Source organism: Crenobacter oryzisoli, assembly GCF_030385785.1.
GTDB classification, from domain to species: Bacteria; Pseudomonadota; Gammaproteobacteria; order Burkholderiales; family Chromobacteriaceae; genus Crenobacter_A; species Crenobacter_A oryzisoli.
The window spans coordinates 112658-126588 of sequence record NZ_JAUEDK010000005.1 but is presented as its reverse complement, the minus strand read 5'-3'; the positions used below and the strand labels follow the sequence as shown (position 1 = coordinate 126588).

11 protein-coding genes are annotated in these 13931 nt (G+C 61.8%); 1 reads left to right on the top strand and 10 read right to left on the bottom strand.

Annotated elements, in window-relative coordinates; all coding sequences use genetic code 11:
- Nucleotides 1–7: 7 nt before the first annotated feature.
- The 10 genes from tssH to tssJ form a co-directional block, all read right to left on the bottom strand.
- Complete coding sequence (tssH, locus tag QU481_RS04515) at nt 8–2641, bottom strand: type VI secretion system ATPase TssH (protein WP_289828702.1); 2634 nt, start codon at nt 2639–2641, stop codon at nt 8–10.
- Nucleotides 2642–2676: 35 nt separating this feature from the next.
- Entirely contained in the window at nt 2677–3705 is a 1029-nt protein-coding gene (gene tssG, locus QU481_RS04510) for a type VI secretion system baseplate subunit TssG (protein WP_289828701.1), read from the bottom strand.
- The gene (gene tssF, locus QU481_RS04505) at nt 3669–5528 is read right to left on the bottom strand and encodes a type VI secretion system baseplate subunit TssF (RefSeq protein WP_289828700.1); all 1860 of its coding nucleotides are present in this window, start codon (nt 5526–5528) and stop codon (nt 3669–3671) included. The genes tssG and tssF overlap by 37 nt, the downstream gene beginning before the upstream one ends.
- A 161-nt stretch (nt 5529–5689) precedes the next feature.
- Nucleotides 5690–6127 (bottom strand): hypothetical protein, encoded by a 438-nt coding sequence (locus QU481_RS04500; RefSeq protein WP_289828698.1) that lies wholly within the window; start codon nt 6125–6127, stop codon nt 5690–5692.
- An 8-nt stretch (nt 6128–6135) separates the two neighbouring features.
- Nucleotides 6136–6774, bottom strand: coding sequence for a hypothetical protein (locus QU481_RS04495; protein ID WP_289828697.1), 639 nt, complete (start codon nt 6772–6774; stop codon nt 6136–6138).
- A gap of 21 nt (nt 6775–6795) precedes the next feature.
- Complete coding sequence (locus tag QU481_RS04490; RefSeq protein ID WP_289828696.1) at nt 6796–9681, bottom strand: type VI secretion system Vgr family protein; 2886 nt, start codon at nt 9679–9681, stop codon at nt 6796–6798.
- Between the two features lie 25 nt (nt 9682–9706).
- Entirely contained in the window at nt 9707–10192 is a 486-nt protein-coding gene (gene tssE, locus QU481_RS04485) for a type VI secretion system baseplate subunit TssE (RefSeq protein WP_289828695.1), read from the bottom strand.
- Nucleotides 10192–10896, bottom strand: a complete 705-nt coding sequence (icmH, locus tag QU481_RS04480) for a type IVB secretion system protein IcmH/DotU (RefSeq protein ID WP_289828694.1) — start codon at nt 10894–10896, stop codon at nt 10192–10194. Before icmH ends, tssE begins: the two co-directional genes overlap by 1 nt.
- Before the next feature lie 7 nt (nt 10897–10903).
- Nucleotides 10904–12253, bottom strand: coding sequence for a type VI secretion system baseplate subunit TssK (gene tssK / locus QU481_RS04475; RefSeq protein WP_289828693.1), 1350 nt, complete (start codon nt 12251–12253; stop codon nt 10904–10906).
- Nucleotides 12254–12344: 91 nt separating this feature from the next.
- The gene (gene tssJ / locus QU481_RS04470) at nt 12345–13019 is read right to left on the bottom strand and encodes a type VI secretion system lipoprotein TssJ (protein ID WP_289828692.1); all 675 of its coding nucleotides are present in this window, start codon (nt 13017–13019) and stop codon (nt 12345–12347) included.
- Nucleotides 13020–13047: 28 nt separating this feature from the next.
- Between tssJ and QU481_RS04465 the strand changes: the two genes are divergently transcribed.
- Nucleotides 13048–13917, top strand: coding sequence for a M15 family metallopeptidase (locus QU481_RS04465; RefSeq protein ID WP_289828691.1), 870 nt, complete (start codon nt 13048–13050; stop codon nt 13915–13917).
- Nucleotides 13918–13931 lie beyond the last annotated feature (14 nt).

The following is a 13931-nucleotide window of genomic DNA, read 5'->3' as shown; positions in this document are numbered from 1 at the left end:
CGGCTCCTCAGCTCAGGCGCACTTTCAGTTCCTCGCCCTTGAGCGCGACGGCGATCTTCTTCACCGGCTTGCCACTGGCCATCCGTGCCAGCAGATCGCTGGAGATGCGCGCCAGCAACGTGCGGGTAAGGATGGCATCGGCATCGCGCGCACCGCTGTCCACGTCCAGGCAGCGGCTGGCCAGCTGTTCGGCCAACTCGTCCGGGAAGTCGACCTGGGCGCCGTGGTTGGCGGCGATGCGGCGGCGGATCTTGTCGAGCTTCAGCGCGACGATCTGGCGCAGCACTTCGTCGCCGATCGGGAAGTAGGGCACGATGGTCAGGCGGCCGAGGAAGGCCGGCTTGAAGGTGTTCTGCAAGGTCGGCCGAAGGATCTCGACCAGGTCCTCGGCGCTCGGCTCGCGGGTTTCGCCTTCCACCGTCACGCCGTGCTCGCAGGCTCGCATTACCAGATCGGTGCCGGTGTTCGAGGTCAGCAGGATGATAGTGTTCTTGAAGTCCACCTCGCGACCTTCGCTGTCCTCCAGCACGCCCTTGTCGAACACCTGGAAGAACAGCTCCAGCACGTCCGGATGCGCCTTTTCCACCTCGTCCAGCAGCACCACCGAGTACGGCTTGCGGCGCACCGCTTCGGTCAGCACGCCGCCCTCGCCGTAGCCGACATAGCCCGGCGGCGAGCCCTTCAGGCCGGACACGCTGTGCGCCTCCTGGTATTCCGACATATTGATGGTGATCAGATTGCGCTCGCCACCGTACAGCGATTCGGCCAACGCCAGCGCGGTCTCGGTCTTGCCGACACCGGACGGGCCCACCAGCAGGAACACGCCCTTGGGCTTGCCCGGGTCCTCCAGATTGGCCTTGGCGATCTGCACCCGCTCGGCGATCTGCGCCAGCGCGTGGTCCTGGCCGATCACCCGTTCGGCCAACAGCGCAGCCAGGCGTTGCACCTGCGCCAGCTCGTTGCTGACCATGCGGCCCAGCGGGATGCCGGTCCAGCCCGAGATCACGTCGGCGATCACGCTCTCGTCCACGCACTCGAACGCCAGCGGCTGGGTCTTCTGCAGCGCGCGCAGCTCTTTGCGCCTGCTCTGCAGCGGGCTGGCCTTCTTGCCCTTGGCCGGCTTGGCGTCGCCTTGCTTGAGCGCATCGATCTCGTCGACCAGCTTCTGCTGCGCCTCCCAGGCCGCGTGCAGCTGGTCCAGATCGGCCTGCAGCTCGACGCGGCGCGCCTCCAGTTCGGCGATGCGCTCGGCGTGGCCTTCCTCGCGCTGCAGCGCGGCGATCTCGCGATCGATATTGGCGATCAGCACCGACACGTCTTCGATCGGGCCCGGCTTGCCGGCGCGCGACAGCGCCACGCGGGCGCAGGCGGTGTCGAGCACGCTGATCGCCTTGTCCGGCAGTTGGCGGCCGGTGATGTAACGGCTGGACAGATGCACCGCGGCGGCGACCGCCTCGTTGAGGATCTCCACCTTGTGGTGTTCGGCCATCGCGCCGGTCACGCCGCGCACCATCTGCACTGCCACCTCGGGGGCCGGCTCCTCGACCTTGACCACCTGGAAGCGGCGGGCGAGGGCGGCGTCCTTCTCGAAGTACTTCTTGTACTCGGCCCAGGTGGTGGCGGCGATGGTGCGCAGCTCGCCGCGCGCCAGCGCCGGTTTCAGCAGGTTGGCCGCATCGTTCTGGCCGGCCGCGCCGCCGGCGCCGATCAGGGTGTGTGCCTCGTCGATGAACAGGATGATCGGCACCGGGCTGGCCTTCACCTCGTCGATCACCTGGCGCAGCCGGTTCTCGAACTCGCCCTTCACGCTGGCACCGGCCTGCAGCAGGCCCAGGTCCAGCGTGCGCAAGCAGACGCCGGCCAGCACCGGCGGTACCTGGCCTTCGACGATCTTGCGCGCCAGGCCCTCGACCACCGCGGTCTTGCCCACGCCCGGTTCGCCGGTCAGGATCGGGTTGTTCTGGCGGCGGCGCATCAGGATGTCGATCATCTGGCGGATCTCGACATCGCGACCCAGTACCAAGTCGAGCTTGCCGGCGCGGGCCTGGGCGGTCAGGTCGATGGTGTACTTGTCGAGCGCCGGGCTGCCGCGCTTGCGGCCGGCCTCGCCCTGCGGGGCGGCGGGTGCCTCGGCCGCCGCATCGGTGTCCGGTGCGACATTGCCCGGCTCACCGCCGTGCTGGCGAAGCGCGGCATAACCGCCCTGGATTCGGCCAGCGTCCTGGCGTACCAGGCTGGCGGAGCTGGCTTGCACCGCACCACGCAGCGCCTCGTCACGCCACAGCGCCAGCAGCAGGTCGAGCGTCGATACCGTGTCCTGGTTCATTTCAGCGCTGGCCAGCAGCCAGGCCTTTTCCAGCCACTTTGGCAGCCAGGCGGACAACACTGGGTTGCGGTTGTTACCGCTGCGGAAGCCGTCCAGTGCCGCTTCCAGCTCCTGTTCGATTCGGCCAACGTCGGTGCCCAGCGCCTGCAGCGCGGTCAGTGCCGCATTGTGGTCCTGGTCGAGCAGCGCCAGCAGCACGTGCTCAATCTCAACTTCGAAATGGGTGCGCGACAGCGCGCGGCTGGCCGCCTGTTCGATGGCTTGGCGGGCGGTCGGGGTCAGGCGCTCGATCAGCGCTTTGATCGGAATAGACATTCGGTGATTTCCAGTTCGATTCAATCGGTAACGGGTCAGTGCAACAGCTCGTAGCGCATGTCGTCGGGGTCGCTAGCCTGCGGGCCGAGCCAGCAGTTGCCGCCCAGGCGCAGGCCGTTGTCGTTGGCAAGGCGGGCCGGCGGCACATCGATGCGGTCCAGCACCAGGGTCACGTCGGCTGCCAGGCTGTGGCCCAGTGCGAATTGCAGCAGTGCCTTCAGCGCGACGGCGCCGGGGCCGCCCGGCTGCATCGCGTCGAATTGTGCGCTGCGCAGTGGGCCCAGCGTCAGACGCAGCTTGGTCTGGCGGTCCCAAATGCGATCACCGGCGAAGGCGGCCACGCCCAGCTCGCAGGCCTGGCCGCCGAGCCGGCTCTGCTCGTCGGCCGGCACGTTCATCCAGCGCCCGACGAACTGCTCCAGCCGAGCGCGCACGCCGAAGAACCCCTCGACCAGTGTCTCCAGCGCCTGCGCCGACAGCGGTTTCTGGCTGAGCAGGCCGGCGTAATAGAGGAACAGGTTCTCGTCCAGCTCCACCTCGTCGCCCAGCTGGCCGCGCAGCTGCGACAGGCCTACGCCGCCCAGATCGAGCAGGTTGCGGGTGAAGCCGTCTTGCTCGCCGGCTTCCACGCCGATCCAGTAGCGGTACTTGCGCCAGGCGCCGTAGAACAGCGCGGTGGCGCGGTGGCTGAACAGGTCGAGGAAGGCGTGCAGGCTGGTGTCGCGGTACTGCTGGCGCCGTTCGATCAGTAGCTCGGTGTAATGGGTGGGCAGGGCACCGGACGGGCCGGTCATGCCGATGAAGCTGACTGCCATCTCGTCGACGGGCGCTACCGCCGGCGTCTCCTGCAGCTCGGGGCGGTAGCGCACCAGTTCGCTCGGCGGGAACGACAGCGTCGCCAACGTGCGAAAACGCAGCTTGGCCGGTAGCGCGCCACGGCGCTCGCCACGCTTGTGCGCAGCCAGGCCCAGCAGGCGCACCGCCTGGAAGAAGCCGAACTGGCTGGCGTCGGCGTGTAGCTCCGCGCTCAGATCACGAGGGCTTCGCCGGCTCGGGCTGGCCATGAGGCTACCTCCTCGTTGCGTTGGACGGTGCGCACGCGCAGTCGGGTAAAGCTGTTCGGCGCGCAGTACAGTGCGAAGAAGCGTTCCAGGATCGCCGCAAACAGATAGACGCTGCCGCCGACGTAGTAGTCCTCGTCCAGCGTCAGCTCCACCTCGGTGCCGCGCACGAAGCCGGTGAAATCCCGGCCCGCCACCCGCGTCACCGCGGCCTGGCTGGCGATGCCGACGATGCCCTGGATCTGCCGCACGTTCACCGGCGAATCGGTCAGGTTGTACAGCGTCAGCATCTCCTGCAGCGCCGCCTTGCCGGTGTCGATGATCGACAGGTAGTTGAGCGACAGATGCGAGATCAGCCGCCACTGCATGCCGCGCTTGAGCGGGCTGCGCTGGCTGGCACCGGGCTTTCGCAGTAGGCGGACGCGCTTCACTACCGAGTGGCCCGGCAGCGAGAAGTCGGTGCGCTGCGTCGCCTGGCTGCCGCCGAACGGAATCTGCTCCGGCAGATCGCGGTTGCTGCACAACAGCTCAAGGCTCAGCACCTCGGCCGCCGGGCGCACTGGGTCGAAATCCAGATCGACCAGATGCAGCTCCAGGTCGGTGCCCTTGTCGTCCGCTCGCGGCGAATCCTCGCGGCTGGCATGCCAGTAGAAGCGCGGCGCCTTGCGCTCGCTGCCGTGCCGGATCGCGTAGAAGGGCGGAATCTCCTCGCTGGTCTCGCTGTCGCCGGATTTTTCCACCCGCACCACACGGCGCAGCTGGATGGTCTCGAACGCCTGCTGCTTGCGCGCATCGGCCAGTACGCGGTAGCTCGCCTTCTGATGGGTGACGCGGATCGGTTCGCCCGGTTGCACGAACAGGTTCACGATCGGCGTGCAGCCGAGTTTCAGGTGCTGGGCCTGCAGTTGCGCCAGCAGGCGGGCATGGCGCTCGCTGTCCGGATAGTCCTTGAGGAAGCAGCGGATCACCAACCGCTCTCCGTCTAGCCGCGCCGCGACCTCGCCTAGGCGCAGGAAGTCGACGAACAGGAACTTGTCCGGATAGCAGAAGTATTCGGTCAGCAGCCGGTAGCCGAGGAACGAGCGCTCGTCGTATTCCAGCATCCCCTCGTCGCGCCCGAAGCCCACCGGCTGAATGCAACTGCCCGGCAGCTCACGCGTGGTGGCCGGGTTCTCGCTGCCGTCTCCCACCTGCACCCGCAGCACGTCGGACAACAGCAGTTCGTACAGCAGGTGCATCAGTGCCGGCTCGCCGTCGAGGAAGAAGCGCAGCGACTCGAGGCCAATGTCACCGATAGGCAGCCCACCGTGGGTGTGGAACTCCATCGTCAGCACCGCCGCCGCATCGGGCGCCATGCGGTGCAGGTAGGCCGAACTGCTGGTCAGCTCCAGCTTGGCCTGTGTCAGTGACAGCGGATACAGGTCCACCGGATAGCTGCTGCGAAACTTGCACACCACCCCCTGCATCGCCGGCGCATGCACCGCTTGGCCACGATCGATCCGATAGCGTTTGGCGATCTCCGGCCGCTGCGGGTCGCATTCAAACTGCACGATGGTGGAGGAGGGCACCGGCCGCTGGTAATGCGGGTACAGCACGTCGAGGAAGCTGCCGGCGATCTCCGGGTACTCGTCGTCCTGCTTCTTGTGAATGCGCGCGGCAAGAAACGCGAACGACTCGATCAGCCGCTCAGTATGCGGGTCCTCGCACTGGTCGCCTTCCAATTGCAGGCGGCCGGCTATCTTCGGATAGCGCCGAGCGAACTCACCGGACAGCTCACGCAGGTAGCCGAGTTCGCGTTCGTAATAGGGGAGGAGGGATTCGAGCATTTAGTGAATGTCAATTTCTTAGAAAATAGAGTGTGTATATTTTCTCAATTATCGAAATAATAGTTGATGTGATTTTTTTGGTGGTTGTACGGAAATTGAATTTCGGTCGGTTGAAATTGTGACGGCTTGGTGTGTTAGCTGGGGGTGATTTGATTGTTCTGTTATGAAGAACATCTTTTAGCGAATTGTTCGTCTGATTCCGGGAACCATCCTCTTTTGATGTTCAGTACAGTACTGTTCTTTATGCAGAATACACCTACCACAATATTCTCCTCATTGTTGCTAAGCATAGCTACGTAGACGGTGTTGTTTTTTAGGGGTGATGCTAAATTCTTAACAAAGAATCGCACTGATTCTCTGAATTGCATTGGATCGCCATTTCTATCTACTGTTGGTGTGGATGAAATGGTTCTCCCGTCTACCCTTTTGACAATTTCAACGCTGTAGATGTTTCTTTGGTGGTTATATTCAAAGAGTAAGTCTGGCCCATATTTCTTTATTGTTACTGTTCTGTCTGGGTTGAGATAGCAAAAAAAATAAAGAGCTAGGTAAGTGGTAAAAACAATGGCTGCAAAATATGCAAGTGACCATTTTTTCATTGTTTTCCCTATATGGACGCTTTTTCGAGAAATTTAGATAGTACCTCTTCGTATAAATATGCTTTATGGTGATTTTCTTTGTTGAGGCCTTTATAAAGTGGTTGTTCGAGTATAATTGTGCAGAAATAATCGGCAATTATTTCTGCTTGAGACTCTAGATTGTAGTCTTCTATTTTTTTTCTGGGGTCGAGGGAGTAGATGTATGGGTCGATGGTAGATCTAATCGTGTCTGTTATCTTTTCAATAGGCGTATTTCTTGTGGCAGCTTCCATCATATCGGATAGCCCAGTTCCTACGCACAATGCTAAACCACGAGCCGCAACTATCTTGCCGCTTTGGTATTGCCAAACATGAGCCATTTCATGTATGAAGTGTTTTTTAACCCCGATGTTTCCTTTTGAAAAATCGTCAACGTGTGTTTCACCAAAAAATATCTCACCGAAAGGGGTCATGGCAACCTGATCATTTTGAACGGAGATGTATTTCTCTTTATGTATGATTATTATGTTGTAATCGATTAGCGATCCAAAAACAGATTTGGCCATTTTTTCTTCCCCATCAGTTAATGGTCTTCCTGTTTTTTGATAAACTTCGACTACAGAGCCGTCAGTTGTATTTGTTTTTGATTGTTTAACACTGATTTTCATAAAATTTAATTGTTTGCCAGTTTAACGGATGCGGAAAATTTCATTGGGGATAATCTCGACAGAGGCTATTTCTTCTTCAGCGTCTGTAAGGATGCGAGATGTTTCGCCATTTTTGTCTAGTATTCCTTCGAAGTAGTGGCCGCTTTTAAGGTTGACTTTATATTTTCCGGAAAGAGGTTTCTCAGTGCTTTGATGTATTAGTTTCAGTTTTTCATCATACTTTGGCTTTGGTAGCATGGATTTGTAGGGCATGCTCAGCGACTCTCCCCTGTTCCAATCATGGCTACCTCCCTTGAAACTCACCTTGCCCGGCGCATGCAGCTCTATCTTTCCATCCTTGATCCGTACATAAGCGCCACCGCAGGTCAGCAGGACTTCCTTCTTGCCGTTGAACAGTTGCTGCCCCTTGATGGCGGTGAGATTGACGTCCTTATCTGCGGTCATCTCCACACTGTCACTCTGCGCCTGGACCTGCACCTTCCCCTTCGCGGCGATGAGTTTCAGGCTGATCGCGTCCTTCACCCCCGCCACGAACAGGCTCAGGTGCTGGCCGACGTTGTGGATCCAGCGCCGACCCGAGGTCTGGTTGGTGTCGCGCTGGGCGACCAGGTCGAGGTTGGTGCCGGCGGCGACGCTCTGGCTCTGCTCGGTGACGCTGGCGATGCCGGCCGGGGCGGACAGCACCAGCAGCGGTTGCTGGCCGGCGACCGAACGAGGTAGCGAAGCGTCGTGAGGGAGTGAGTCTTTGGCGGTCTTGCCGTCCTGATCGGTGTTGCTGCCGGCCTCCCAGGCTTTGAGCGCCTCGGCGTGGTGGTGCAGGTGGCCATCGGTTTTCTTGGCGCCTTTGCTGTTGTCTGGTTGGGTTTGCTCTGGGCCGGTCTCCATGCTGTCGGCCAGCTGGCCGGTGGCGGTCTCGGCCAGGCTCTGGCTGAGACTCAAGGCGGCGTCGAGCTGGCTCTGCGCATGCTCGCGCGCCAGCTGTTTGCCGGAGGCGGAGGGCTGCGCTTCGGTGGTCAGCAGCAGACCGTGCGCGGCGCGGATCGCGCCGTGCTGATCGGTGCGCAGTTCGAAACCGTCGCCGCGTGGCTGGCCCTTGCCGTCGCTCCTCGGGTGGATCAGGTAGCCCTGGTTGAGCTGGGTCTTGCCGTGTTCGCTGGACAGCTTGGCGCGCACTTCGCCGGGGGTGTCGTCGAACAGCAGCTCGTTGTAGGCCCCTCCCTGGTGTTCCTTGGACTGGATGCCGGACAGCGTCTTGTTGGCCGGCAGGCTGCCGGCGCCGCTGAAGGCGGGGGTGGGGTGGCTGCCGTTGTACAGCACGCCGGTAATCACCGGGCGGTCGATGTCGCCCTCGATGAAGTCGACCAGCACTTCCTGGCCAATACGCGTGATGAACTGGTGGCCCCAGCCGGCGCCGGCGCTGGGCATGGCAACGCGCAGCCAGCAGGACGATTTGTCGTCGAGGTGGGCGCCGATAGTCGGGTGCTCGTCGGGGCGCTGCCAGTGGAACTGCACCTTGATGCGGCCGTGTTGGTCGGTGTGCACCTCTGCGGCTTGTTCTGATCCGGCATCGCTGCCTCGCGGGCCGACCACGGTGGCGGTCTGCACGCCGCGGGCGGTGGGTTTGGCCTGGGCGGAGTGCGCATAGGCCGGCGGCAGCGGCAGGCCGCGCCGCTGCGCCTGGAAACGGGTCTGGAACGGTGCCGGGGCGTCGGCGGTTTCATTCGCGAACAACCCGGGCGCGACGGCGCGCAGCTGACGGGTCAGCTCGCCCGGCAGGTTGTTGCGGGCGGTGAAGGTCTGCCGGGTGACAACGAATTCGCGCTGCTCGGCCGGGTCGGCGTCGTGGGCCGGGTGGCCGTCGAGGCGGAACCAGGCGCCGGCCAGCAGGCCGCGCACCGAGCCGGCGCCGTCGAACGACTTGGCCTGGGCGTCGTGGGCCTGCTGGCGCAGCTGGGCGTAGCGGCCGAGCTGCTCGGTGTCGGCGGCGTAGTAGAGCCCCTGCGGATCGTAGTCCTCCAGGCTGGCCTGCAGCGCGGCCCCGCCGTCGCCCTGTTCGACGGAGGAGGTGTCGCCGCTGTGCTGGGTGGTCACCGGCTGGTAGTCGAAGCTGGCGAGGCTGACCCGCCCCTGCACGATCTGGCGGCTGCCGGTCCAGTCGGTCAGGCCGTCCTCGGCCTCGGTGGCATCGCTGCGGTGGAAGCGCACCCGGGTGAGTGGGGCGGCCGGCAGCCGGTAGGGGTCGTCGGCCACCACCAGCGTCACTTGCGGCATCTTCCCTCGCGACGCTGCGCTACCTCGCTCGGTCACGCCCTCGTCGCCGTCATGCACGAAGTGCCAGTGGTAGCCCTCCTCGTGCAACAGCCGGACGATAAAGTCGTAGTCGGATTCGCGGTACTGCAGGCAGTAGCTGCGCAGCGGCGCCTCGCCGGACAGCTGGAAGTCCCAGTGCTGCACCCGCGCGAAGCCGGGGTTGGCGGCCCGGTGTTCGGCCAGCACCTGGCGGACGATGTCGGGGACGGTCTGGTCCTGGAACACCCGGCTGGTGCGGCGGTGGCGCAGTAGCGCCAGCGGCGGCTCGATGGTCAGACCGTACTGGGCGAAGCCGCCGTCGCTGCCGAGCGCCTGTGCCGACGACACCACCCCGCAGCGCACCACCTCGGCGCCGTCGGCGCCCTGCACCGCCAGTCGCACCGGCTGGCCGAGCAAGTCCTTCAGCGCCAGTTCGGTGTCGGGCGACAGGCAGGTGAGTTGGTAGCGGTAGGCCTCGGACAGCGCTTCCTCACCGCTGAGGGTCTGCGGCAGCAGGCTGTCGGCCCAGCGGGCACCGTCGCCCAGTTGCAGGGTGAGCAGGCGGGCGTCCTGGGTGAAGGCGGCGGCGAAGCTCGCAAGCAGGGGGCTCAGATCCATGTCGTGTCTCTATTAAGGGGAGCGGTCAGCCTTGCACTCGATAGACATTCGAGGACAGCTGCAACGTGGCATCGAAGGTGACGGGCGGCTTGTGCGGATGCACCCGCAGGACGGCATCGACGCGAAAGCGCAGGTGCCGCTCCAGCTCGCGCGGCGCATCCAGGTTGACGCGCACGCGGGACAGCCGCGGCTCGTGCAGTTCGATCGCGCGGCGCAGCCGCTCACGCAACAACTCGCGATCGTCCGGGTTCAGCAGACTGATGCCGCTCAGGTCGGGGATGCCGTACTGCAGCACCGACGAGTTGGCGAGCGGGTGCGCCTCGAACAGTTCGGCCAACTCCATGGTCCGAGTGTTCAGCAGCGCTTCCAGATCCCGTGCCAGGGCGCGTTTGAACTGGTTCAGGTCGAACAGCATGGACTCGGTGACGTGGGGGAGGTCGGGCTCGTCGTCGAGCAGCCGATCCAGCACCGAGGGCATGACCTGAACATGGCGGCGTGCGCTGTTCATCATCAACCACCGAACAGGGCGCCGACCTGTTTGGCCAGCAGCCAGCGATAGGTGATGAAAATGCCGGTGCCGGCCAGTGCGAGCAGGGCGAAGTACAACCACATTGGCAGCTCGTGGCGCACGAAGGCCTGGAAGCGTTGCGGCAGTTGCCAGTTGGGGGCGAATTCCGCCTTGCCGCCGCGTACCTGTTGGATTTCCTGGCCGACACGGCGGGTCAGGTAGCCGAGTTTTTCCTCACCCTCCAGCAGAAACTTGCCTTGGAAACCCAACAGCAGGCAGGTGTAGAACACCTCGAGTGCCTCGATATGCGTCGCCGGGTTCGAGCGCAGTTGCTCAAGCCGGTCGAAAAAGCTCTCGCCCGCCAGGTGCTCGCCGAACAAACGCAACTGCAAAGGCATGCGCTCCCACTCGTCTCGCAACGCAAATTCCGACGATAGGATGATCTCGTCCATCAGGGCGCAGAAGGCGAATTTGGCCTGGCCGATTTCGGCGGCATCCTTGCCGAAGTTGCGGGCGTTGCGTTCGTACTGGCCGAGGAAGTGGTCGACACGGCGGTTGAACTCCACGGCACTGCTCGGGGCATTGCCGTCCTTGAGCAGGAACAGCAGGTAGATACCGTCTTCGAGCAGTTCACGCAGAGTGGGGGCAGCCGGGGTAGTGACGGTGAGAGGGTGATCTTCTTGCAAGGTGCTGGCTTGGTTGTTCATGAGAGCCTCAGCGGAATATTGCGATCAGTTCTAGCGACAGGTTGGTCAGCGTCTGGGGTACGTAAATGCAGACGCTGCGCGACTGGAGCATGCGCTGGAAAATGTCGCCGTGTGGTTCCAGGGCGAAGTAGTGATTGCCGACCCGTACCGGGATCGCCGACGGGGTTTGTGGCGCATGGGTCACGGCCACGCCGCGCAACGCAGAGTTCAGGATCTTTTCGACATCGTCCGGGGCGCCGATCTTCAGTTTCAACGGTACGTTGTCGATGACATAGGCTGCCGGCTGCTCGGTTTGGACAGACAGGTAGTAGTCGACGTTGTCGAGCAGGCGATCGCTTTCCAGCCTGCCGATATGGAACGACGGCTTGGGCGAGTGCAGTGGGATGATCGCGTAACGTGCGGAAATGACGGTTTCAAGCAGTTCGCGAATCTGTCGGTCCAGTATAGGGAGTACTTCCTGCAAGGCATCGTGCCGGTAGGCGGGGATGTCGGACAGGGAATAGACGGTCGAGAATGTCTGTAGCTCACCGCAGAACTCCGCCAGCGCCATATACAGTTCTTCAGGGTGCAATGGGGTGCTGCGTGCCAGGTGGTTCAGGCGGGCAAAGTTACGATTGACGGTATGGAGCAGCCAGAACGAACTGATGTCGGTCGTGCCATAGCCCATCACGTCTTTGGCGCGTTCGCGCTGTACGCCAGCCAGCGCTTGGCTCTTAACCAGCAAGATGTCCAGTAGGCGACGCAGTATCAGCCCCAGTTCCGTCGAGGCTTCGATGTTCATCAGCGGCGGTAGATAGTCGCCGGCGACAGCCCATTGGCCTGTCGCGTCCTTCTCCAGCCTAGCCAGGGGGATCGCGTCATAGCCGTCACGATTTTCCTGTTCCAGCATCAGCCTGACATCGAGTTCCAGCGTGGTCAGGTCTGTTTCCAAAGCCTGGGTGTACAGGTCCGCAACATCGGCTTGGGCGCTGCGGTAGCGAGTCGGCCGAGCTGGAGAGCCCTCCCCTGAGTAGGTATTGCCCCCGTAGGGCTGTAATTGGGGAAGGCAAGCATAGAGCACGGTGCTAACGCCTGCCTGCGGCAAGGAGTTCAGGTCTCTTGCCAAGGGCAATGGCTCCTCGCCAGGGGCCTGATAGAGGGTGCCATCGCGAAACTGAAGAGCCAGGGCGTTGACCCGTAATTGGCCGCTGCGCAGGGCCGTTTCGTCTATGGCGAGTTCCTGGACCCCCCAGCCATGCCGCATGCTGATTTGTAGCGCCTTGGCAAGGCGCTGATCCTGGAACAAGGTCTGTTGCTGGAAGTGCTGGGGGCGGAGGAACATACCCTCTCCCCAAAGAATTCGTCTTGCTTTTGGCATTGCGTGTGCACTCAATCTATTCAGGCCCTAGGCCTGCTGAAACATTGATAGGGACTGGAGTTCATCCGACGTACGGGGCGTCTGGCTTCTATCACCGGTACGGTGACTCACATTGGGCCTTGACGACGGAGGGCTGCCCTGGAATCGGCTGCTTTTTTGGCTTGATTGGCTGCAGGTAGCAGTCCTGGACCCGGAAAGTCAGTCCCTTGCTGCGAACGTCATCCGCAGAGACCAGAAACCGCCAGTGATGGGCATCGGGTCTGCGGAAAAGTCCGACTACACCAACGTATTGAGTCTCTTCCTGCAGTGTGTCTGGCAGGGTCACCTTGCCGCCGGGCAGCAGCAACATTTCCTTCATGCTGATCAATGTGTTTCCCAGTAACTCGCTCTCAGGTTTGCCGCTAGCGAGACTGTCAAATGTCATGTAGCTGAACGCCTGCGACGACTTCAGCTGGTATATGCGTAGCAGTACAGACAGGGGCTGGCCTTGAGCATTCCTGTTGATGCCTGGTGCGGCTTCCCCGACAACGTTGACGTCTTTGGGGCCTGCACAGCCTGCAAAAAATGCCATGCAAATTAGTGCGGCCATGCGGTGGCAAGCGCTTCGAATCTTCTTGAGATCCATTGCTGATAGGTTCTTTGAGCCGACTCGTAACCGTTTGCTATCGAAAGTCTCAAAAATTTTTTGGTGCGATTGTAGCTTAAAGCACATTGTCATATGAAATTTGTGTAAAATTGCCAGCTTTGCTAAAAATGCTATCAGCATGGATGGTGTCGTGGCGATAGAAATTTGAATGCAATATAAATATTACGTTTTTCTGATTTTCCTGCTGGTCATGCTTCTGATGATCTGGGTCGGCTGGCGCTTCTTCCTTGCAGGAGGGGCTGGGGCGGTTCAGTCAAGATCGTTAAGCCACTCCCTGAAAAAGAGGGAAAGCCCAGGCGAGCAAGGTTTTTCAAGGGCGGACTTGGTCAGGGGGCGGTTGTTCTCACGCTGGGTGAGATTGCTTGTCTCGACTTGGACAAAAAGTGCTCGGATGCGTCGCCAGGCCCTCTGGCCAGTGCTGACCCTGGTGGCTGTTGGCGGCATCGTCACTGCAACGCTGCTGCTGAACCGCTATCACCGTGGCACTTCGTTTGAGCCGAGGGCTTATGTGGCAGGTGAGCACATCAAGCTGGCGCTGATGGAAGAAAAACTGGTGCCACCGCCTCCGCTTCCTCCTGAGGCTTTCATCAATGCGATTACTGAGCGACCAAACCTAAGTTCAGCGGACCGCGATTGGAGCAAGCTGACCCCGACTTTTGTGCCGGAGGTGTTGGCCGTGCTGGAGAAATGCAAGGTGCGAGGCTATCCCCTGGTGCTGCTGGAAGGGTATCGAAGCCCGGAGCGGCAGGACGCATTGGCCGAGCAGGGAAACCATGTGACTCGGGCCCGGGGAGGGCAGAGCAAGCACCAGTACGGACTGGCGGTCGACTTGGCGCCGATTCGCAACGGTAGGGTGGTGATTTCTGAGCGCGACCCCTGGGCGATGCAGGCCTACCAGGTCCTGGGTGAAGAGGCTGAGGCGGCTGGCCTGACCTGGGGTGGGCGCTGGAGCTTCAAGGATTACGGACACATTGAGCGGCCTGGTTCGGTCAGGCGGTTGGCACAGGCACGTAACTAGTGCGGGAACGGCTT

Bases quoted from the DNA above. Each gene is read 5' to 3' on its own strand.
- QU481_RS04465 (WP_289828691.1), top strand. From the start codon at position 13,048: ATGCAATATAAATATTACGTTTTTCTGATTTTCCTGCTGGTCATGCTT.
- QU481_RS04495 (WP_289828697.1), bottom strand. From the start codon at position 6,774: ATGAAAATCAGTGTTAAACAATCAAAAACAAATACAACTGACGGCTCT.
- QU481_RS04500 (WP_289828698.1), bottom strand. From the start codon at position 6,127: ATGAAAAAATGGTCACTTGCATATTTTGCAGCCATTGTTTTTACCACT.
- tssH (WP_289828702.1), bottom strand. From the start codon at position 2,641: ATGTCTATTCCGATCAAAGCGCTGATCGAGCGCCTGACCCCGACCGCC.
- tssE (WP_289828695.1), bottom strand. From the start codon at position 10,192: ATGATGAACAGCGCACGCCGCCATGTTCAGGTCATGCCCTCGGTGCTG.
- tssF (WP_289828700.1), bottom strand. From the start codon at position 5,528: ATGCTCGAATCCCTCCTCCCCTATTACGAACGCGAACTCGGCTACCTG.
- tssK (WP_289828693.1), bottom strand. From the start codon at position 12,253: ATGCCAAAAGCAAGACGAATTCTTTGGGGAGAGGGTATGTTCCTCCGC.
- tssG (WP_289828701.1), bottom strand. From the start codon at position 3,705: ATGGCCAGCCCGAGCCGGCGAAGCCCTCGTGATCTGAGCGCGGAGCTA.
- QU481_RS04490 (WP_289828696.1), bottom strand. From the start codon at position 9,681: ATGGATCTGAGCCCCCTGCTTGCGAGCTTCGCCGCCGCCTTCACCCAG.
- tssJ (WP_289828692.1), bottom strand. From the start codon at position 13,019: ATGCTGATAGCATTTTTAGCAAAGCTGGCAATTTTACACAAATTTCAT.
- icmH (WP_289828694.1), bottom strand. From the start codon at position 10,896: ATGAACAACCAAGCCAGCACCTTGCAAGAAGATCACCCTCTCACCGTC.